This window comes from Peristeroidobacter soli (genome assembly GCF_004138485.1).
GTDB classification, from domain to species: domain Bacteria; phylum Pseudomonadota; class Gammaproteobacteria; order Steroidobacterales; family Steroidobacteraceae; genus Steroidobacter; species Steroidobacter soli.
The window spans coordinates 605,528-626,834 of record NZ_RYEV01000005.1 but is presented as its reverse complement, the minus strand read 5'-3'; the positions used below and the strand labels follow the sequence as shown (position 1 = coordinate 626,834).

Below are 21,307 nucleotides of genomic sequence, written 5' to 3'. Positions count from 1 at the left end.
TAATTCGGGATGATCATCCTGACTTACCACAACGTGGACGCGGCGCCCGCCGGCGTAGGTCAGCCGTGGCTGTATGTTTCGCCGGAGGCGTTTGCGGAACAGATGCGGCTGCTCGACAAGCTCGGGTTCCGCGGGGTCTCGGTCACCGAAGGGCTGCGACTGCTGCATTCCGGCCAGGCGGATCGCAGCGTGATCATCACGTTCGATGACGGTTATGTAGACAACCTCATCCACGCGGCGCCGGCGCTGGCGCGCCATGGATTCAGCGCCACGTGCTACGTGGTGAGCGGCAGTGTCGGCTCATACAACGCCTGGGACGCCGACGCGCTTGGAGCGAAAAAGCCGCTCATGGACCGTGCACAGCTTGGTGCGTGGCTCGATCATGGCATGGAAATCGGCTCGCACTCGCGCTCCCATTGCCGGCTCGACTTGCTGCCACCGGCGGCGGCACGCGAAGAAATCTCGGTCAGCCGAGACCAGCTGCGTTCGATCACCGGGAGGGAGATCGAGCACTTCTGTTATCCCTATGGCGGCTTCAACGAAACCACCGCGACGCTGGCACGAGAGGCAGGCTACAAATCCGCGGTCACGACCATGCCCGGCCGGGCTCGCAGCGCCAACGATCTGCATACACTGCCGAGAATCGCGCCACGCGGTGATGAATCGAATTGGATATTCGCTCTGCAATCCGTCGTGCCCGGTGGCTGGTTCCTCAACCATTCGATGGGCCGCGTGCGCCGCAGGCTCGCGTCGCTGGCCTCATAGACCCAGCACTCGCCGAGCGATCCGGCCGGCTCGATTCGATGGCATCCGTTCACGGATGACGGTGCGCAGCTCCGGTCCGAACAAAGCCCCGCGCGAGGCGAACACGGCCAGCATCGCCAGGCCACCAACGAAGACCAGCCGCAGCAAGGCGGCGGTCGACACCTCACTGGCCTGAGGCATCCAGGCACTGAATTCCCAGGCGAGCACGACCACGCCCGCCAAGGCGATACCTCCCAGCAGCGCGCGAAATGTTCTTACGTGCGACAGCCCGATGCGACGTGACAACATCAGATAAGTCGCCGCCGCTCGTAGCATATAAACGGCGGGCACGATCCAGATGGCGGTCGCGAGCGGCAATCCGCCCAGCACGACGAAGCCCGCCAGCAGCGCCCCCGCCAGCATCAGCTGCGAAATTGCCTCTCGCCCCGCCGCTCCGGTCGCCAGCAGGAAAGTGCCCGTGCTGGCTGCCATGACATAGAACGGAACAGAGACCGAGCACGCCGTCAGCAGCGGAACCGCCGCGTTCCAACGATCGCCGTAGAGCAGAAGAACGAGTGGCTGCGCGGCGACGGCAAACAACGAGAATAGTGGCAGCAGTATGAGCGCCAGTCCGCCCATGACGATGCAATAGGCACGACGCAATCGTTCCGGATCGTCCTGCAAGCGTGAGGCCATCGGCAGAGCCACCGACTGCACCGAAAAGGTCAGCAGCGTCGCCGGTGCTCGCGCCAGTCCTTGAGCGATGGAGTACGCGCCCAGCGATGCAACTCCCCACACGCGACCGATCACCACGCGCTCCAGATTGTCCGCCGCCCACGCCGCGAGCGCGCTGCCCAGGACTTTCATTCCGAAGCTGCGCAAGTCGGCACTCATCCGGAACAGCGGCCGCAATGGATGTCGAACGAGCCGGTAGGCCGCGAGCCAGGTAATCAACGATTGCGTGGCAAAGCCCGCGACCAGCGACCACACTCCGGCGCCAAGTCCGGCAAGCGCGATGCCGACGCCACCGAACGCCACCACATAGGCCGTGACTTGAATGAAGTACCAGCGCTTCATATCGAACTGACGGCGCATGAGGCTGAAGGAGATGTTGCCCATCACCTGCAGGAAGACCAGCCCCGCGCACGCCCGCAGCGGACCGGTCAGTCCCGGCTCATCGAACAGCGCGGCAAGGTGAGGCGCCCCGAAGAACAGCACCACCGCAACCACCGCGCCTTGCATCAGCACGCCGCCCAGCGCCTGACGAATCACATCGTTGGTGAGTTCTTTCACCTGCACCAGCGCGACGCCCATGCCACTCTCGGCGATGTACCAACCGAGCCCCATCACGGCCAGCACGATCGTGAACTGGCCATAGACATGCGGCCCGAGCATGCGGGCGAGCACGATCTGCACGCCCAATTGAGCGAACGCGCGGGCAAACCCGCCCGCGTAGCTCCACATGACAGCGGCGAAGCTCCGTTCGCTCAGAGAGGCCGCGCTCATCGCACTCAACCCTGAGCGTGCGCGAGCTGTTCGGGCAGCGACGCACGCTGGTAGATCTGTACCAAGGCTTGAAAGCTCGCCTCGGCCGAGTAGCGAGCTTCGAACTCCTCGCGAGCGTTCTTGCGCATTTGTTTCAACGCATCGGGCGCATCGAACATCGCGCGTACCGCGGTACTCAATGCCTGCGGATCTCCGGCAGTGAAAAGTCTGCCGTTGATTCCCTCTCGAACGATCTCCGCGAGCGAACCGAGACGCGAGGCAACGACCGGCGTCCCGCAAGCAAATGCCTCGACGACCACCATGGGAAAGCCTTCGAACCACCGCGACGGCACGATCGCCATCGAAGCCTCGCCGACCACGTTTGCAACGTGCGACCTTTCCAGGCGTCCCAGGAATTCAACATTCAAACCGCGCTGGCTGGCTTTCGCTTCGAGCTCCGCGCGCAGCGGTCCGTCCCCGGCGACTTTCAAACGAACATCTGGGAGCGCTTGCCAGGCTTCCAGCAGCGTATGCACGCCCTTTTCAGTGCTGAGGCGGCCCACGAACACGGCGTATCCGCCCTGCCCCGCGCCTGCTGGCGGCGATACCGTCAATGCATTCGGCTTCACCTCGATGCGATCCGAGGGCAACCCGCCCGCGATGAATCGCTCGCGCGCGAACTCAGTCAGTGCCACATAGCGTTGCACGAGCGACGAATAAGTCCCGCGCCGGCGGTTGTTCCACAGCATGTTCACGACGCTCGCCGTCGCCGGCAAGGAATGCCGATAGCAGCGATGCCGAAGCGCCGGCAGCAGCGATTTGCCAACGCAGTCCTCGCAAGGCACGCCCTCGCGATAGAGCATCGCGCCCGGGCAGATCAGCCGATAGTTATGGAGCGTTTGCACGACCGGAACGCCGGCCGCGACACAGGCGCCATAGGCGCTCGGTGAGATCAACGGAAAGGTGTTGTGGAAATGCGCGACATCCGGCCGCGTGCGTCCGATCAGACCGGACAGCTCACGAGCGGCCGCCACCGACCAGCTTGCATCCAACGCCGAACGCGCGAGCTTCAGTACGCCGGCCGCGTCGAGATCGTCGCTTTGCCGTTCGTACGGAATCACCTCGACGCCATTGCGTTCGAGCAGCGCACGCTCTTCCTTGTAAACCGTGTCTTCACCGCTCGGCGCGGTGGAGCGATAGAAATTATGGGCGAGCAGGACCCGCATCGGCGCGCGCTCCCCGGGTGGATTCTTTCAAACAACGCTCCACGCCGCCGGCGAAATGGGTCACCATCGCCGACAACGAATATTTTCGGGCGCTCTCGTCACAGCCGGCCTTCAATCCGTCGAGGGTCCGCGGCTGTTGCAAATGCTGAGCTACCGAGCGCGCATAGCTGTCCACATCATCGGCCGTCATGCAGCCGTTGTAACCAGAGCGCAGATAGGCAATCTCTGGACCGTGATAAGCAAGCTCGGTCGTGAACAACGGACAGCGGCCGATGAAACTATCGACCGCCACCAGCCCGATCGCTCCAGGCATCAGCAGCAGCTTCGCGGCGTGAAAGTACCGGGCACGGGCTTCTCCCATCTGTGCGCCGGCATAGTGAATCCAGGGCAGGCGCTGCCTCGCCTCCTCGACACGCGCTCGTTCCGGCCCGTCGCCGACGATCAGCAGCTCGAAATCCGGCACCAGTGCACGCACGCGTTGGGCCGCGCTCAGTACGAAGTCGATGCGCTTTTCGCGGTTCAGCCCACCGCAGAAGAGCGCCACGTTGCCTCCCTTGCAACCGAGCGTGCGCGCCATCTCCAGCGGCTCGATGCCACCGCAAGCGTGCATGCCCCGGCGCAGCTCTTCGTCGTCGACCGCGTTGTTGACGACGGTGACACGCTCGTCCGGAAAGCCGCTGCGCAGGACGGTATCGCGAGACAGCTCCGTGTAGGCGAACCACCAGTCGACATGACGTGCGAGCGAGCTCTTGAAACGTTCGCGCAGACCCCGCGGACTTCTGCTCTGCATGTTTCGACCGTGTCCCCAGAAGGCGAACAACGGCCGCGACACCGTGCGCCGGAGCTGCAACCAATAGTTGAGCAGGAGTCGGTTCGATTGCTCGACGATGACGAGATCGCTGTCGTGCAGTTTGGAAAGGCACGGCTGCCACACCACCTCCGTGCCACCGACGGTGAGGTAGCGATTGTCGATCTGGTGTGCCCAGGGCGTTTGCAATGGGCTCGTACGCGGCACCGTTCCCGGCAACTCCTGTCCGTACACGAGCTCGAGCTCGATACCACGCATCGCGAGCTGCTCATGCAGCTGCTGCGCGAAGGAGCTTCGGTAGTGCGGCAAGATCCGCTGGACGATCGTGACTTTCATATTATCGATCGACCAGCTCGATCACCCGCGAGGTGCGCCAGTCGCAGCGGGTGACATGCAGGAAGCGGCGCTTCACGCCGAGCACGTGCAACGGCTTGGGATCGCAATAACCCTCCTGCTCGAACACCAGCTTCCAGCGGGTCTCCAGATTCTTGCGCCTGAAAACGCGCGGCCCCGACGCGTAGGCCCAGCAGGTGCCGTCGTCTTCGCAAATCACCGAGGGCGCTCCATAGGGAGAGCGTTCCGCGACCCGCCAGCGCTTGGCTTTCGTGTCATAGGTCACGATCGTGCGAGGCGTCTTGTCATTGGATTCCAGCACCACCAGCGGCGTGCCGCGCGCGTCAGTAGTAATGGATGTGCCGGCCTGATATGCATGGCCAGGCTCGAACGCGTCGATCTCACCTACGGTGGAGAGCCGGATGGGCAGCTCGTAGGAAGAGCCGTCCGCGCGCTGGAACGGAGCTTGCGGATCGGGTCGCATGGCGAAGCTCGGATGTGCCGTATCGAGGCCGGCTTGTTCCTTTCGCCACATCCACGTTACATACATCGCATTGTTACGATCGAACCACAGGCGCGAATGGTAGACCGTCCAGCCCGGCTCCCAGGCAAAGGGACGGGAAGCCGTATCGGCAGCGGCGGGCTGCGCGTCGCGGCTGGTCAGTGGTACCTCGCCACCAACGGCGGACCATTGTTGTGTGCCGGTGTCGAAACGGGCGATGCCGCTGCCGAAAGCGCGCTCCAGCCACGTGCGAGCCGGTCGAACCGCGAATCGATACGTGACATACAGCTCCCCATTGCGATCGTTGAAGAACCCCGGATAGGTGATCTGATTGCCGGGAATGGCGGCCGCGCCGGCGTCACCCCAGGGCGAACGGTTCTCCTCGAAGGCCGTGTGCAGGTCCGCGTCGCTCATCGGCCTGCCCCGAAACTCGAAGTCGTCGATGCTGCAAGGCATGCGAGACAGACCGTACTGCCACGGCATGTTGTGCATGTTGTAAGCAACGTGGACATGCTGCCTGGAGTCGATGCCCACCGAGGGCTGCGTGTGCCAGGTGTCGGGCAACGTTCTTTCCTCGAGCACGGTGCGCTGCCATTGCCAGCGCCCGTCCTGCGGTTCGCCGAGCCGGACCACGGTCGTCAGGCGATTGGCGAAGCGCGATCCGTCCTCGACCGCGGCGACGACGAGCTTGTCGCCGCACAGCCCGACCGGAGTAGAAAACAAATTGCGCGCCTGTGGCGAGACGGGAACGTCGGGCAGCACCACGACCGCTTCGAGGCGGGCGCCCGGCGTCACTCTGCCTTCGGTGATGATGACAGGCGCCGACGGCGTGGCGGCGGCAAGCACCGGGATCGGTGCAACCATGCCCGTTGCGACCAGCAATCCTCCAAAGACGCCCGCATGATTCGACATGGCTTCGCTCAACGCATCAGGTTGGGAAACGCGACGCGACCGCCAATGGGATGACCGCGAGAGCGAACCCTTGCGTCGTCCGGCCTCGCCGCCTGCTGAAGAACTCCATCCTTTTCCGCCACGATGGCTGAGATCAGAAACAGCAGCCACACGATGTTCACGGGCCGCATGAGCGTCGCTTCAGCCACTTCGAATGCCATGTCGCCCACGAGGAACATCAGCCAGAAGGCAGCTTGCGGCATACGCGCCGTCAACTTCATGAGCCGATAGATCGCGCGCACCAGCACGACCAGATACAGAGCGACCGCGACGATGCCGCCGCGTACCAGCAGATCGAGATAGCCATCGTGCATGTGGCCCAGCTTGCCGAACTCGCCGATGACGGACGCGAGCGAATCGAATCCGTAGCCGAACCAGGGGCGCTGCTGAAACAGATTCCAGCCGTAGGCCCAGATATAGGTGCGACCGGTCAACGTGCCGTCTTTGCCGAGCATGCCCAGCCAGGTGCCCGCCTCGAACGCCTGCGGCATGAACGTGATCGCGACGATCGCGATCAGGAACACGATGACCACTGCGGTGGCCACGCGGGTCGCTATGCCGGTGTTGGTGATGTTTCTGCCGAATTGGAACCACACGACACCCGCCGTCAGCACCAGCCCGAAGATCAGCGACGTGGCGCTGCCACTGCCCCGCAATGCCAGCGCTGCGGCAACGCCAAGCACAGCGCTGCCGAGCCGGACGAACCATGCGCCGGGCGCGAGGAAGATATTTGCAGCGGCGCCGAGGACGATGGCACTCGTGAAGCCTAGAGCGTTGGCGTTGCCGGCAATCCCCGCCCACCGACCGGATTCAGCATCCAGAGAATTCGGCCAGCCGAGCCTGACGGCGATCACTGAGACCACGACAGTGCTGCCGAGTACGGTAACCAGCAACATCACCAGTCGGCGCAGGTCATCTCGTACGGCGCACACGGCTGCGAGCGCGACCAGTGTTTCGCCGGCGTAGTGACCGCAATTGATGAAGACCTTGAAGGGAATCGGCGACCACAGCATGGAGGCCGCCGCATAGGCCACCAGCACCCATAGCAACCAGATGCGTTGCGCGAGCTTTACGACATCCGAGAACCGGGACAGCAACCACACCAGCGCCCAGACATAGGCGAGTCCGAAAATGATCAGGCGCCGCGGATCTTCGGTGAAGCCACGACCGGACGCAGCAGCGCCGCCGCTGATTGCAACCTCGCCGAACATTCCGGCGAGACCGCACGCGACAACGAATATGGCCATGGGCCCGAGGCCCCACCAGCTGCGTAGGTCATCCCGCATGAGCCACCCGCCTTTGCTGTTTGCCGCTGGCCGAGCCAGCAAACAAACCCCAAAGCCCGACGCTGCGCCCCCAATGCCGGGAGCTGCGACAGAGCGTGCGTGCGATGCCGGTCATTCCGCCAAAGGCACTCACAGGAACGAGCAGCAGAAAGCTCGCCGAAATGCCCGCGTACTTCAGCGCTCGCGTGGCGTGCCACCACGAGTTCTGCTCCTTATCGAAGATGCGCGCGAAACAATGCCCACCGATGAACGAGCGACGCATCAGCCAGCGGATCTTCAACCGATGCGGCTGCACGTATTCGTGCGCCTCTGCCTCATCACACCAGACAGCATTGACGCCCGCGGCGGCGAGACGCTGGAAGAAGTCCGTGTCTTCACCGCCCCAGATCCCATACGAGGCATCGAACAGCACGCGAGTCCGACTCACTTCGTGCAGATCCAGAAGCACATTGCCGGTGCCGCCGGCCCCAGGATTCGCGATGGTTCCGGTCACACGCCGGGGCCGGTCGAAAAAGCGGCCGGCAATCACCCAGCGAGGCGTGTCCACCGGCAGCAACGGCATTACGGGCCCCACTACGACCGATGCCCGGTACTGCTCCCGAGCGCGGAGCAACGTCGCCAGCCATTGCGGACTGGCCACTTCATCGTCGTCGATGAAAGCGGCATAGCGCGAGCGAGCTTCCGCAAGCGCCCGGTTGCGGGCCTTGGCGATGTTCGCTTCGGTTTCGCACACATAGCGGACCGCGCCGAACTCGGCCTGGAATCGACTCACCGTCGCCCGCGCCGATTGCGCGGCATCGTTGTCGATCACGATTATGTTCATCCCATACCCGGGCGGCAGCTGCTGCCGGGCCAGGCTGTCGAGCGTGTCGGCAAGCAGCGCGGGCCGCTTGTAGGTCAGTACCAACACGTCGACGTCGATCATGATGAACAGGCAGAAAGGGTGTTGGCGGCACTGTATGGCGTGTTTGTTACAGTGGCGCGTTGGTTGGAGATATTACGAAGCGATGACATCCGGCTGACGGCTGTCGGCTGCCCTCTTAACGGCCGCGCAATACCTGCCGGCGATGCTGGCGATCGGATGTGTTACTAAGGAAGGTAACGTGCGAGCTGTTTGCTATCGGATTATTGCGCTCATCCTGGGATTGACGATCTACGCCGTCGCGTCGGCCGCGGACTTCCACGTTCGACCGGCGACTGAATGCGCCAACAATGGCGACGGCACCACCGCCGCCTGTGCGGCTGACGGAGGCATGGCCGGCGCATTCAGGGGCTTCACGTCGATCAACTGGTCCGCTCTCCAGCCCGGCGACTCGCTGTACATCGTCGGGCAACACAATGCCGGCCTGGTCGTCGGCCGCAGCGGCACCTCGGCACGACGCATCACGATTCGAGGCGACAAGGCCGGCGCGGAACGAGGCATCATCGATGGCGGCGGCACGCTCGACGTGTGTCTGACCGACAACAACCATAGTTACCTGTCGATCCTGAACCTCGAGGTGGGTCACTGCCTCAATCGCGGCCTGCAGTTCGACAACGGCCGTGGCGTGGATCGGGCGCCGATGGGCGGCGCCTTCGTCAACAACGTGTTCGTGCACGACATCGCCGGCGGCGGCAGCTATCCGACCTGCATCTGGGGCTACGGCCACCAGGCCGTCATCGAAAACTCCAGGATCCAGAACTGCGGCGACGATGGCCTCTGGTGGGTGGGCGATTCGGTCGGTATCCGCAACAACGCCATCGCCGGGGTCGGCATCGGGCCGGTGGAGACCGGCGATTGTATTCAGCTGGCCGGCGTCTCCCGACAGTTCAATATTTCCAGGAATCGCTGCGATCACCTCGCCGCCAATGAGAAACATTGCATCATCGTCGCGCCTCCCGACGGCACCGTGTTCGACGCCACGGCCGGCGGCCGCATCGAGGAGAACACCTGCTTCATGCCGCCGTATGACGGCCTGGATACCAAAGGCATCACCGTCGCCGAGCCCAACGTGCTCATAGCCAGAAACTTCGTCACCGGTGCCCGCATCGGCATCGCCGCCGCCGGCCCTTATATCGTCGCCAACGTGGTGACCCAGTTTCACGACGTCGGCATTCTGGCCACCGGACAGCCCGGCCCCTGGGCCCTGGTGGCGAGCAATACCATCGTGGCGGTCGCGGGAGAGAACGGCCAGGTCGCGCCGGCCTACTGCCTGGCTGCGTACGAAACGAGCGGTGAATTCGTCAACAACATCGTGTCCGGCTGCAACGTCGGCATGGCGGGGTATGGCTACCATCCCAACAACGTCTGGGACACCAACCTGAGCTGGCGCAATGCCAGCACATATGAGTTCGGACAGCCGGCGCTGAACACGACCCTCAACACCTTGACCGCGAATCCCAACTTCGCAGGCACCGATCCGCGCAGCGCCCGATCATGGGCGGTATTGACGGCGGTCGCCGGCAAGAGTCTCTCGGGCTACATCGAACCGAACGTCGGCACGCCTTTCGTCTTCGATTTCCTCAAGAATCTCCGGCCCGAAACACCCGCCGTGGGAGCCTACGAACCCGATAGCAAATAAACCTCGAGTCGATCAGCCCGCAGATACCCGGTTCACACGTGACTGCCGACTCTCGATCGCCTCGCGATACCAGGCATCCGCCGCGTCGCCCTTGGCAGACCACGCGAGTCGTGGCGCGCCTTGGGCCGCGGCGATCGAACAGGCCCGCAGCCGTTCGGGCTCGCGCGATAAAGAGACGAGCGCCTCCGCGAATGCCTCGACGCTTCGTGGCGGATCTGTGACTGGCACACCAACCCCCACCTCCTCCGTCACGATGTCGCCGTGTCCACAGGTGTCGTGACAGAGCACCGGCAAACCGGTTGCCAACGCTTCCGGCACGGTCGCCGACGTTGCTTCCTTCAGGCTCGGGAACAACAGCACGTGGGAAGAGCGCATCCGATCGATGACCGCGACGCGTGGCACCTGCCCATGAAAATGACAAAGCCCGTCGATGCCGAGCTGCTGTGCCAACGCGCGAGCGAACGGTTGTTGAGGCCCATCGCCGCACAGATGAAATTCGATCGGAATCGTCCGGCTGGCACGCGCGACGGCACGCACCGCCACGCCCACCGCCTTGCTCGGAACCATGCGTCCGCACCAGAGGACCCGCAGCGGCTCGCCCTGCGCAATCGTGCGGACGATCGGCTCGGGGTCCGGGGCCGTGCCGGTCTCATGCACGACCGGCGCCTGCCGACCATACAACTTCGCGATCGCGACCCGATCCACGGACGTTGCGGCAATCAATACATCGCTGGCCTGCATCGCCGTGCGCACTCGCTGACTGAGCCGCATCTGCATTTCATTGGCCACGTTACGCAGGCCGAGCGATACCGCGCCCGACGTCCCCATTGCATGCAGGTATCGCCAGGGCATCTGCGCAAAGCCGCCGATCGGCCCCCAGACAAACGGCACATCCAGCGACCCCAGGAACCCGGGCTCGCGATAGCCGATCATGTTCAGCTGATGGACCACGTCGAAGCCCACCTGACGATGCAGCTCGCGGGCGCGCGCGAGCGCGGCGCGCTGCCATTTCTCGTACGTGTGGTAATAAGCGAGCGCTTTCAACCAGCGCTCGGCGCGCCGTTCGCGTGGCACACCGATCACCTTCACGGCGTCGCGCAGTTGTGGATCCGTCTGAATGGCGCTCTCAGTGGCGGGCGCGAATCGCTGCGCTTCGGTCAGCAGCCACACGTCGTGATGACGAGCGATCTCTTTCAGCCAGTTCCAACCGACGCCCGGCTCGGAGCCCTGCTCAGGATGACAGGCATAAGCGGACACCAGCACTTTCAAGCGCCGTGTAGTGCTGACCACGAGCGCTCACTCCCCGTGCAGGAACGTATAGTTGCTGCGTCCTTCCTGCGCGACCAGCTGGTACCCCTGGCTGAGCAACGCTTCGGCCGTCGCGGCAATTCGCTGCTTTCTTTCCGGCGTCCATTCCAGAGTCGCCTCATCGAACTCGACACAGAGCACTTTGACGATCAAGCCATCCTTCAGCATGGCCGCGAGCACGTGCTGCTCGGCGCCCTCGATGTCGAGCTTCAGCAGATCGATGCGCGCATGGCCGAACTCATTCATCAGCGATGGCAGGGAACGACACGGCGCTTCGAAGAAAGAATCCGTCTGCTGCAGATTCATCACGGAATGCGACACGTGCGTGGGATCGCTCGGCGCGTAGAAACGCAGTTGCTCATCCCGTTCCCAGAGACCGACCGGATGGAAATGGAAGCCGCGCACATCGGCGACGGTCCGGCGCACGAACTCGATGGCCCGCGGCGTGGGATCGAACGCGTGCACTTCACATCCAAAACGTTCCATCAGCGCGAGGTCGAAAGAAATATCCTCGCCCACGCCCGCGCAGTAGCACACCGAATGCGGATTGATCGCCGACGACGGCACGATCCAGCCACCGTAGCCCGAGCCGAGTCGCACCAGATCGTGACGGGATTGAATCCGCAGCCCGGTGAGCGCATCCCGGCCCATGGCCCGACTGGTATCGCGCTGGAGTCGATGCAGGGCCCGTTTCATCGTGGAGGCGGCATTCATTCGCACGCTACCCTTTCTTTTTGTCCACCCGCCTGCAACCGTTCGCGCAACAGCAGCCAGGCGAACTGCGGCCCCGAAACCAGGGTTCGACGCCACAGCCGGCGCGGCTCCCCCAGCAATCGATACAGCCACTCGAAACCGAGCTTGCAGATCCACTGCGGCGCCCGACGCACCGTGCCCGCGTAGTAGTCGAACACCGCGCCGATCGCGCCGACCACCGGCACGCCGCATTCTTCGACATGCGCGTGGATCCACTTTTCCTGTTTGGGCGCAGTCATGCCCACCCAGAGCACGCCGGGCTTCGCAGCACGAATCCGCTGCATGACCTCGGCCTGCTGCTCGGCCGACCAGATGCCGAACGGCGGCGACAATGTTTCCACCGTCACGCGAGGAAACTCTCGCGCCACGCGTTGTTTGACCAGCTCCAGCACGGGATCCACCGATCCCAGAAAGAAAGCCTTGCCGCCGACCCGATCGAGCCGTTGCATCGTGCCCAGGAAAAAATCCGTCCCGGTGATGCGCGGCCCCACTTCCAGCTTCAGCAAGCGGGCGGCCAATGTCACACCCGAGCCGTCGGCCACTACCGCCGAGCACGCCTGCAGCGCGCGGCGAAATGTTTCATCCTGTTGTGCGACCACCAGCGAATGCGGATTGGCGCAAGCGACGGTGAACGGGCCCGTGCCGGTCTGCACGGCATGACTCACCGAATCCAGCAGCGAGTCCAGGCTGTCGACGCCGATGGAGATGCCCAGCATCCGCCGCGCGGGCAATCGCGTTTCAGAAACGACAGCCATCGTGATCTTCCGGCACCGTGAGGCCCGTCACGGTATCCAGGCGGAATGACGCTGATGTGACGTGTATGTCATACGCGTGAATGGCATCGTCGCTCGGTCAGTAAGGCGTGCGCACCGGCTCGCGCGATCCGTTGAGGACCGTGCCGACGAACGGCAGATCGTGCAGCAACTGGAACGTGCGAGTAACGTCGTCACGGCGCGTCTTGCCCTCACCGATCACCAGCAGCCCCGCCTGCATGTAGCGCGCGAACGCCAGCGCATCGTCGGCCATCAACACCGGCGGCACATCGAAAATGATGATGCGATTGGCGTAGCGCATCCGCATCTCGTTGATGACATCGGCCATCGCCGGCGACGACAGCAGCTCCGAGGAATGCTCGACCCGCTCGCGCGCCGGCAGGATGGTCAAGCGATCGTAGCCCGCAACCTTGAACATCGCTTCCTGCACCGGACGGCGCTGACGCAGGCAATCATCCACGCCCACCGCGGGCTCATAACAGAAGCGCCGGGCCACGTTGGGATTGCGCAGATCGAAATCCACCAGCAACACGGTGCGTGCCGGATCCGCCGAGATGGCGATCGCGAGATTGATCGCGGTCAACGTCTTGCCTTCGGAGGACTGCGCGCTCATCACCCCGAGCGAGTTCGCGCCTAATTGATCCAGCTTGCGCAGCACCTGGGTGCGCAGCATCTTATAAGCGGCGCCATGCGGCCCGGTCGCTCCGGGCGGCAGAATGCGTGCGTTCTCGCGGTCTTGCCCGTCGAACTGGACGAGCGGCGAGCTGAATTTGATGGTATCGGTGAAGTCGACGTTGTTCTCGGTCGCGACCGCGCGCGGCGGCACGACCGACACCGGCGCTTCGGCGCGCGCTTCGCGGTGAGCGAACGTCGTCAGATCAACAGCTCGGGGAGTAGTCGTACGTTCCACGTCATCACCTTCAACCGAAAAAGCGGCGCCAGGCCACGGCCCAGAGCACGTCCAGCGGACGATATAAGAAGTGCACCATCACCACCGCAGCCACGACGCTGGTCGCCGCGCCCGCCAGCGACAGACGACGGATCCTGGATCTGGCGGCACGATCCGCCGGCGTTTCGATCCAGGGCAGCACCGCCAGCGGCGGCACCGAGACCAGGGCCTCGATGTCACGCCGGCCACGGATGCTGGTATCGAGAGCTTCGAGCAACAACACCATGCCGAGCGCCGCGCCCAATGACAGCACCACGCCGAGCGCGACGATGGCCTTGCGATTCGGGCTGGCCGGCTGCTCAGGCGCCATCGGCGGCTCGATCAAGGTGAAGCGCTCGCCCTTGCGCTCGGTCTCCAGATTCTTGGCCAGTGTGGCTTCCATTTGTTTCTGGCGTACTTCGCTGTACTTCAATTGCGCGTTCTCGAGCTCTCGCATGATGCTGCTGTACTCGCGTGCAACTTCCGGGGAGGCCGACAGCCGGCGCTCGTAGTCGGCGATCCGTTCGCGCAACAACCCGGTTTTTTTCTGTAGCGCCGCGCGCTCGTTGGCCGACGCCTCACGCTGAGCGCTCACTTGTATGTAAGCGGGATTGTCCGGATCGGCACGCACCGCCTCGGAGGTCAGCGGCGCATTGCGCATCGTCGTTTCCAGCGAAGCCACCAGACGCTCCAGTTGCTGAACGTCCGGATGGTCCGATGCATATTTCTCGCGAGCCGCGGCGAGCTGGCTCTTGGCATCGTCCAGCTGCCGAACCAGATCGTTGGCGGTATCGACGCGGCCCACCTGCTTCTCCAAACCGTCGATCTCACGCTTCATGCGCAGGATGTCGGGGTGCGTCGGCGCGTAGATCGCCGTCGCGCGCGCGTATTCCGACTTCAGCGTCTTGAGACGGTCGGCCGGCGACAGGATGCGCTGCCCGGTTTCCGTGTAGAGCTGCTCCGTCGGTGTCAGTTGCGCCAGCTGCGCATCGAGATAGACGATCTGCTGATCCAGCGAGCGCACGCGCGTGTCGGTCTCGCGCAATTCCTCTTCGGCGCGATTCATCAGTTGCATGTTGAGCTGCGACAGCTCGGGCAGATTGTTGATGTTCTGTTCCTTGAAGACCGCGAGCTTGCCGCCCAGCTCGTCGATCTGTTTGCTCAGCCGGTCGCCTTCGGCGGTCAGGAACGTGGCGGTGTCGTCGGCGGTCTGCCGCCGGCTGGTGAGGTTTTCGTTCAAATACAACGTGGCGAGCTCGTTCGCGACCTTGGCGGCCAGCACCGGCGAGGGGCTGTCGTAGCTCACCGAGAACGCGATGGTCGCCTTGGTGGGACGGCCCATGCGAGGGTCGACGACGTCGGCGCTGATCATCGAGAAATGCACGTCGTCGCGCATGCGACTGAGCAGCACTTCGCGCGGATCCTTGCGTCGACGATCCGGATACAGCTCATAGCGATCGATGATGCGCATCAGGTTTTCGGAGGTCATGACGCGTTGACTGATCACCTGCAGACGCTGGTCGGCATAGCTCGACACCATCGAGCGCACCAGATCGACCGGCACTTCCTGCTGTTCGATCAGGATGGTGCCGGTGGAGCGATAGGTCGCCGGCCACAGCATCGCCGCCGCCACCGCGACCATCAATATCGATGCCGCCGCGATGATCGCGGGCACACGCCGGCGCCGGACCGCCAGGAGATAGTCCGCCAGCGACCGCGACGGCGGATTCACAGGGATTGAGGTTGACCGTTCCATAGGACGTTGAATGAAGCTCGATAGCCATTGGCCCGCTCGGTAGCGAGCTCGAAATCTTGTGTGTTACCCGTCAGCTGCAACGACAGGCTCCAGTCCCGCGACAGACGCCAGCTCGTGGCCATGCTCAGTTGGGCGAAATCCGCTTGATACGCCTTGACCCTGCCCTGCTGCGGCAGCAAGTCCTCGCTGCGAATCCAGCGCGCCGCGATGCTCGCACTCAAGCGCTCGGTCAGCGCGCGATCGAAACTCAACTTCGCTTCGTCACGACGCGTGAGTACGCCGCGACCGGTCGGCGATTGGTTGCGACTCGCTGCCGCCGTCAGCGACCAGCGATCGCCCAGTCGTTTGATTTCGCCATCGAACACCCAGCCGGTATCGTTGGCGAGAGCCGTTTCGACGGTCGACGGACCGGCCGACAGCGACGCCGACCACAGCAGCCAGGGCTGAAAACTCCAGCCCAGCCGCAAGGTGCCGTCCCGCGTCTCCTGTGCGAAAAGGCCCTCGGTCGTCAGCCGGCCGGCTTGCGCGGTGACCGTCAGGGAGCTGCCCGCGTCAGTCAAGACGATCGAGGAGAACAGCGACAGCGCGCCGTACCGGTAATTGACCAGGCCGGTGGCATCGGCGTCGATATACCGGTTGTCGGCCAGATACATTTGCAGGCCGCCGCTGACCCGCTCGGTGAACATCACTTTCGGCGCGACCGTGAAGGTGCCGGTTTGATGGCGGCGGTTGGAATCCACCAGGCCGGTCGAGCCCAGCTCGCTGGTCAGCGTCGTGTCGCGGGTCAGGCCGAGCTCGATGTTGTATTCGGAGCGCTCACCCATCCAGCGATAGCCGCCGGTGACGAATTGATCGTCGCTGTCGAGCGATTCATCGTCGCTGTAGCGGGCAGCAACGAAGCGAGGCCGCAAGCTCAGCTCCGATCGCTCAGTCACGCGTTGCAGGCTCGCCTTCAACTCGCCGATGGCGCCCGACACGGAATCGTTGTCATCGACACGCAAGCGCGGATTTTCGGCATACGACGTGCCGACGTAGGCGGACGGCATCACGCGCCACTCAGCGGCTGAAGCCTGCTGAGCGAACAGCGCCGCGCTCGCCGAGCACAGCGCCATACACGTCAGTTGCGTCCCCGCTCGCAGCATGTCCGTTACGGCACCACGACGGTGTCGCCGCTCTTCAGCAGAATGTTCTGATCCAGACTGCGGCCACGCTCGACCTCGCTGTAGCGGAAGCGCCGCGCCGACTGTTTGCCATTGTCGTCACGACGCAGGATCTGGATGTCGTCGAGCGAAGCAAATGAAGTCGCACCGCCCGCCATGCTCAGCGCCTGCATTACATCGAGCGGCCGGCTGAAGGTGAATTCCCCGGGCCGATTGACCTTGCCGATCACATAAACCCGGTTGCCGCCGATCTGCTTGACCGCGATCGTGACCGACGGATCGGGAATGAACTTGCTCAGGCGCTCGTTGACCTGAGCGCGCACTTCTTCGACGGTGCGGCCAGACGCACGCACATCGCCGACCAGCGGAAAGGACATGCCGCCGTCGGGGCGCACCAGCACCTCCGCCATCAGCGCCTCTTCCTTCCACACCGAAACCATCAAGACATCTCCGGGCTGAATGCGATACGGCTCGGGCTCGTCGGCTTGCACCAGACCGATGTGCGCGCAGAGCGTGAGTAACAGCGCGAGAGCGTATCGATGGAAGATGACAGTATTGGGGCGACGCATTCGTATGACCGCTGAATTTCAAAAGCAAGACAGACCAGGCACAAGAAAGCGCGGTACGGCCACCGGGTCGGCCGCCCGCGCTTTTCACTCTTATATATGTGAGTTATCGATCGAGCAGACGCTTGCGGCGGAACGCGGCGAGACCACCCAGGCCGGAGAGCAGCAGCCACGCGGCGGCCGGCAACGGCACCGGCGAGAAGCTCGCCTGCAGGTTGTAGACACCCGGCGTGTACTTGTCGGTGGTCTGCGCGAACACGGCGACGAACAGGTTCGCCGGGCCGGTCAGATCGAAGATCAGGCCATCGGCACCGGTGCCGCCGTCGATCTTCTTCCAGAAGCCGTTCAAATCCGTCACCAGCAGCGACAACGACTGCAGCGGGCTCGGAAACTCGAAATCGGTGAGTTTCACGGTGACCTGGCCGGCACTCGGCGCGCTCAATGCATTGACCGACAGGCTCGTGCCCCACAGCACCAGGGTCGAGTTGATCGAGTCCCCGATCGGACCTTTGACCAGCGACTCCAGCGGCACGCCGGAGAACCACGGCGTTTCGGCCTGCACGTGCTCGGCACGCGCGGCCATCGACATCGTGAACAGACCCAGCACCAGCGAGGCGATGGCGGCAAACTTGAATACACCCTTCATATGCTTCACTCCAGTTCGACCGGCGAGCGCAGCCCGCCGTTGTTGTTTCGGTAGACGTACTTTTCGTACAGATACTTGCGCAAGCTGTTGCCCAGCTCGTCTTCTTCTCCGGGCTTGCCGGCCCGGCCCGCTTTATCGATGACGGGGCTGGCGGCGCTCCTGGCCTGCCCCTGGTTGTAGTTGTGGCTGATGCTCGACAGGCGCAGCTTGGCGTACGACTGCTGGATGCCGCTCATCGCGATGAGTTGAATGTCGTCCGAGTCGACGCGCGCGTCCGGATCGGCGCCTTGATTGATGATCGAGTCCAGACGCAGGGCGTCGAGCTCGAAATGACGGAAGATGTCGGTGCCCGATTCGACGAACACCGGCACCAGGCTCTTGCCTCGCACGCCCAGGTCATGCAACGGCGCCAGCCGCCCCAGCATCACCTTGACCGCGAAACGTATGACATCTGAATCACGAACTCCGAGCCGCTCAGCCAGCCGCTTGACGCTGCGGATATCAGCTGCGCTCATGCGAATCGAGACGGCCTGCTTGCGGCTGTCCATGGTTGTTGTCCCCTGCGCTACACGTTAGGTGCGACCGGCGTGGCCGCGGTCGGGAATACTCCGGTAGGCAAGTGACAGGACTTTGAACAAATGATGAAAGCGTGACGCAAGCACTGGCGGCGGAGTGCCAGGCCTGGCCTCCGCTTTCCCGTTGACCGGGTAGTTTGTTTTTACCGCGGCATCCTGATCTCCTTAAAGAGAATCAGAACGCCTCGGGGCTATCCAGCAAACTCCATTTGCTCTTCAAGCGGTCCGGCGCGACACCCCCGCCAGGCCGACCAGCCCGGAAATCAGCAGCCACACCGCCGTCGGCAGCGGCACCGGAGTGATGTCCTGCACGACCGCGACGAAGTCCTGATAGTCGCGATCGCCGCCGCCGAGCAGGTCTTCCCACGCGAGGATGTAATCCTGGCGGCTGAAGAACTCGCCCGCGAGCGGGCCACTCAGGAACGGTGTGCCCGTGCCCTGATAGGCATACATGTGATCGACGCCGTCGGCGTTGTGCGCGGTCTGGCTATAGAACGTGCCTTCACCCTGCACGCTCAGATAGAAACCGAAAGCCGACGTGGAAATGAACTGGTGCGCCCAGGTGGTCGCGCCGACTTCCTGCACGCTGACCCGCCAGCCGTTGACCGTCTGGCGCAACCGCAGGATGGCCTGATCGCCCGCCGAGGCGGCGCCGTCGAAAATCGACAGACGTGCGTTCGGATTGTTCAGATCGTAGACACCGAACACGTTGGTGTCGGCGTTGCCGGCGAGCTCCAGCATGATGTCGATCTGTCCGATCGAGCCCACCGTGGTCCACGCCGCATCGTCACCATCGTCCAGGCATGAAGCCGTGGCGCTCAGCGTGTTGGCGCCGAGCAAAGAGTTGAAGCTTCCCTGCAGGGACGGCTCAGCGGAGCCATCGAAGGTACACAGCGCATTCGCCTGAGCGGCCGCCAATCCCAGGGCGGCCAGCGAAACGAGCTGCAATCTGGAAAACCTGTTCGTCACACCCGCTCTCCACCCGATTGTTACTTATCGATGGCGGCAGCATGCGTTTTGTGAATTAAACCGACGTTATGCCAGGTTGAAACCTTTACGGCAATCTTGCAGTACCGTTGCGCCACGATAGTCGCGCGAAAGTACAAACATCGTCAGACAAGGACTTGCGAGCGTCTGCTGCGTCATCCCTGGAGCTTCTGCAACGCGAGTGACATACGACGGTGTCGCGCTTGTCGTTCGTATTCTTAATTGTCACGCAACAGCGGTTTCGTACGGTCGTCTCGCGGCGGTGTGTTCAGCGCCGCATGACACTTTTCAATACGAATATATGACGAGGCTCGACCATGAATGTTTCTTGCTTGCGTAAGTTTATTTTCACCGGCGCCGCGCTGAGCGCCGCCGCTTTCGCCCCGCTCGCCTCCGCCCAGGTCTACATCACCGAATGGATGTACAACGGCAACGGCACCACCGGCGAGTACATCGAGTTCACCAACCTCGGCACCAGCGCCGTCGATTTCACCGGCTGGAGCTTCGATGACGACTCGAACAATCCCCGCACCGTTAATCTGAGCGCCTTCGGCCTGGTGAATCCGGGTGAATCCGTGATCCTCACCGAGGCCAGCGCCGCCTCCTTCCGTTCGGTGTGGAACCTCGACAGCTCAGTCAAGGTGATCGGCAACAACACCACCAACCTCGGCCGCAACGACCAGATCAATCTCTATGACGGCGCCGGCCTGCTGGTCGACCGCCTCAGCTACGGCGATCAGAACATCCCCGGCTCGATCCGCGCCCAGAACGTCAGCGGCAATCCGCTGAGCCTGGACGTGCTCGGCACCAACAGCGCGCTCGGCTGGGTCTTCTCGTCGCTCGGCGACGTGTACGGCTCGTACGTGGACCTCAACAACGTGGACGTCGGCAACCCCGGCACATTCGCGCTCGCCCCCGCTCCGGTGCCGCTGCCGGCCGCCGCGTGGCTGTTGTTGTCCGGTGTCGCCGGTCTGGCCGGTTTCCGCCGTCGCGCCTGATTCAAGCCGTCTCGGGAGGAGATACTCATGAAGATTCGTTCTTTGATCGCGTCGGCCGTGCTGCTGGCACCGGCGCTCGCCGGCGCGCAGGTCGCGTCGATCGATCTCGCCAACTATCAACTCACTCGCACGGTCGGCCTGCCGGCCGGTCCGGCCTCCGAGGCCTCCGCGGTGACGTGGAACTGGGACCGTGACTCGCTGTTCGTGGTCGGCGACGAAGGCGACGCCATCGTCGAAGTCGATCGCAACGGCACACTGCTCAGCTCCATGTCGCTGGTCGGCTTCGACGACACCGAAGGTCTCACATACATCGGCGGTGGCCGCTTCGTGGTCGTCGAAGAGCGTCTGCAGGACGCTTATGTGCTGACGTACAACGCCGGTGGCGCCGTCTCTCGCGCCAGCCTCGCCTCCGCGTCGCTCGGCGTGACCGTCGGCAACGTCGGTCTCGAGGGCATTTCGTACGATCCGAGCACCGGCCAGTACGTCGTCGTCAAGGAAAAGACCCCGCAGCAAGTGAATGCCGCGACCCTCAACTTCGGCACCGGCACTTCCGGCACCGCCAATGTGACTTCGCTGTTCGATCCCGCCAGCCTCGGCCTGTCCGATCTGTCGGACGTGCAGGTGCTGTCGACGGTGCTGGATCCTTCGTCGGCGGACTACGGCAATCTGCTGATCTACAGCCAGGAGTCGGCGCGCCTGCTCGAAGTGAGCCGCACCGGTACCGTGCTCAGCATGTACAGCCTGGCCGGCATCACCGACTCCGCCGAAGGCGTGACCATCGACCGTAACGGCGTGATCTACATCGTCGACGAAACCCCGAACATGTATATCCTCACGCCGACGCCGGTACCGCTGCCGGCCGCCGCGTGGCTGTTGCTGTCGGGCATCGCCGGCGTGGCCGGTTTCGGCCGCCGCAAAAAATAATCCGTGAATCGATAAAACAAAAAAACTCCGGCCTCCG

Annotated in this window: 20 protein-coding genes; 4 read left to right on the top strand and 16 right to left on the bottom strand. The window is 63.5% G+C overall.

Going from position 1 to position 21,307, the window contains the following annotated elements:
- Nucleotides 1-9: 9 nt before the first annotated feature.
- On the top strand, nucleotides 10-765 hold the full coding sequence (locus tag EKO19_RS24240; protein WP_129779396.1) for a polysaccharide deacetylase family protein: 756 nt from the start codon (nucleotides 10-12) through the stop codon (nucleotides 763-765).
- Here EKO19_RS24240 and EKO19_RS24235 read toward each other — a convergent pair.
- From EKO19_RS24235 to EKO19_RS24210, 6 genes are read right to left on the bottom strand one after another with little or no spacing between them, the layout of a single operon-like run.
- Nucleotides 760-2,250 carry a lipopolysaccharide biosynthesis protein gene (locus tag EKO19_RS24235; protein ID WP_129779394.1) on the bottom strand — a complete coding sequence of 497 codons (1,491 nt, stop codon included), beginning with the start codon at nucleotides 2,248-2,250 and terminating at the stop codon, nucleotides 760-762. The two genes, EKO19_RS24240 and EKO19_RS24235, sit on opposite strands and share 6 nt — an antisense overlap.
- Before the next feature lie 5 nt (nucleotides 2,251-2,255).
- Nucleotides 2,256-3,455: a glycosyltransferase gene (locus EKO19_RS24230; RefSeq protein ID WP_129779392.1), complete on the bottom strand. Its 1,200-nt coding sequence runs from the start codon at nucleotides 3,453-3,455 to the stop codon at nucleotides 2,256-2,258.
- Nucleotides 3,433-4,599 (bottom strand): glycosyltransferase family 4 protein, encoded by a 1,167-nt coding sequence (locus EKO19_RS24225; protein WP_129779391.1) that lies wholly within the window; start codon nucleotides 4,597-4,599, stop codon nucleotides 3,433-3,435. Before EKO19_RS24225 ends, EKO19_RS24230 begins: the two co-directional genes overlap by 23 nt.
- A 1-nt stretch (nucleotide 4,600) precedes the next feature.
- On the bottom strand, nucleotides 4,601-6,010 hold the full coding sequence (locus EKO19_RS24220) for a BNR-4 repeat-containing protein (RefSeq protein ID WP_129779389.1): 1,410 nt from the start codon (nucleotides 6,008-6,010) through the stop codon (nucleotides 4,601-4,603).
- A gap of 8 nt (nucleotides 6,011-6,018) precedes the next feature.
- Nucleotides 6,019-7,296: an O-antigen ligase family protein gene (locus tag EKO19_RS24215; protein WP_129779387.1), complete on the bottom strand. Its 1,278-nt coding sequence runs from the start codon at nucleotides 7,294-7,296 to the stop codon at nucleotides 6,019-6,021.
- A 28-nt stretch (nucleotides 7,297-7,324) separates the two neighbouring features.
- Complete coding sequence (locus tag EKO19_RS24210) at nucleotides 7,325-8,260, bottom strand: glycosyltransferase family 2 protein (RefSeq protein ID WP_129779385.1); 936 nt, start codon at nucleotides 8,258-8,260, stop codon at nucleotides 7,325-7,327.
- A 178-nt stretch (nucleotides 8,261-8,438) separates the two neighbouring features.
- Here EKO19_RS24210 and EKO19_RS24205 point away from each other — a divergent pair, with 178 nt between their 5' ends.
- Nucleotides 8,439-9,896: a hypothetical protein gene (locus tag EKO19_RS24205; protein WP_129779383.1), complete on the top strand. Its 1,458-nt coding sequence runs from the start codon at nucleotides 8,439-8,441 to the stop codon at nucleotides 9,894-9,896.
- A gap of 12 nt (nucleotides 9,897-9,908) precedes the next feature.
- On the opposite strand, the gene EKO19_RS24200 is transcribed toward EKO19_RS24205, so the two are convergent.
- The 10 genes from EKO19_RS24200 to EKO19_RS24155 form a co-directional block, all read right to left on the bottom strand.
- Nucleotides 9,909-11,186: a glycosyltransferase family 4 protein gene (locus EKO19_RS24200; protein WP_129779381.1), complete on the bottom strand. Its 1,278-nt coding sequence runs from the start codon at nucleotides 11,184-11,186 to the stop codon at nucleotides 9,909-9,911.
- Between the two features lie 6 nt (nucleotides 11,187-11,192).
- Entirely contained in the window at nucleotides 11,193-11,918 is a 726-nt protein-coding gene (locus EKO19_RS24195; RefSeq protein ID WP_129779379.1) for an FkbM family methyltransferase, read from the bottom strand.
- Nucleotides 11,915-12,712 (bottom strand): WecB/TagA/CpsF family glycosyltransferase, encoded by a 798-nt coding sequence (locus EKO19_RS24190; protein WP_129779377.1) that lies wholly within the window; start codon nucleotides 12,710-12,712, stop codon nucleotides 11,915-11,917. The genes EKO19_RS24195 and EKO19_RS24190 overlap by 4 nt, the downstream gene beginning before the upstream one ends.
- A 97-nt stretch (nucleotides 12,713-12,809) precedes the next feature.
- Complete coding sequence (locus EKO19_RS24185; protein WP_129779375.1) at nucleotides 12,810-13,640, bottom strand: CpsD/CapB family tyrosine-protein kinase; 831 nt, start codon at nucleotides 13,638-13,640, stop codon at nucleotides 12,810-12,812.
- Between the two features lie 10 nt (nucleotides 13,641-13,650).
- A complete protein-coding gene (locus tag EKO19_RS24180) occupies nucleotides 13,651-15,333 on the bottom strand; it encodes a GumC family protein (RefSeq protein WP_129779373.1) in 1,683 nt (560 codons plus the stop codon).
- A gap of 53 nt (nucleotides 15,334-15,386) precedes the next feature.
- On the bottom strand, nucleotides 15,387-16,526 hold the full coding sequence (locus EKO19_RS24175) for a hypothetical protein (protein WP_129779371.1): 1,140 nt from the start codon (nucleotides 16,524-16,526) through the stop codon (nucleotides 15,387-15,389).
- Nucleotides 16,527-16,561: 35 nt separating this feature from the next.
- Nucleotides 16,562-17,143: a polysaccharide biosynthesis/export family protein gene (locus EKO19_RS24170; protein ID WP_129779369.1), complete on the bottom strand. Its 582-nt coding sequence runs from the start codon at nucleotides 17,141-17,143 to the stop codon at nucleotides 16,562-16,564.
- Between the two features lie 103 nt (nucleotides 17,144-17,246).
- Nucleotides 17,247-17,786, bottom strand: a complete 540-nt coding sequence (locus EKO19_RS24165; RefSeq protein ID WP_129779367.1) for a VPLPA-CTERM sorting domain-containing protein — start codon at nucleotides 17,784-17,786, stop codon at nucleotides 17,247-17,249.
- A gap of 5 nt (nucleotides 17,787-17,791) precedes the next feature.
- Nucleotides 17,792-18,334 (bottom strand): ribbon-helix-helix domain-containing protein, encoded by a 543-nt coding sequence (locus tag EKO19_RS24160; protein WP_129779365.1) that lies wholly within the window; start codon nucleotides 18,332-18,334, stop codon nucleotides 17,792-17,794.
- Nucleotides 18,335-18,577: 243 nt separating this feature from the next.
- Nucleotides 18,578-19,330 carry a DUF4114 domain-containing protein gene (locus tag EKO19_RS24155; protein ID WP_129779363.1) on the bottom strand — a complete coding sequence of 251 codons (753 nt, stop codon included), beginning with the start codon at nucleotides 19,328-19,330 and terminating at the stop codon, nucleotides 18,578-18,580.
- Nucleotides 19,331-19,680: 350 nt separating this feature from the next.
- On the opposite strand from EKO19_RS24155, the gene EKO19_RS24150 reads away from it, so the two are divergent.
- Nucleotides 19,681-20,346, top strand: a complete 666-nt coding sequence (locus EKO19_RS24150; protein ID WP_217705546.1) for a lamin tail domain-containing protein — start codon at nucleotides 19,681-19,683, stop codon at nucleotides 20,344-20,346.
- Between the two features lie 27 nt (nucleotides 20,347-20,373).
- Entirely contained in the window at nucleotides 20,374-21,270 is an 897-nt protein-coding gene (locus EKO19_RS24145; protein WP_129779360.1) for an SdiA-regulated domain-containing protein, read from the top strand.
- The last annotated feature ends 37 nt before the right edge of the window (nucleotides 21,271-21,307 follow it).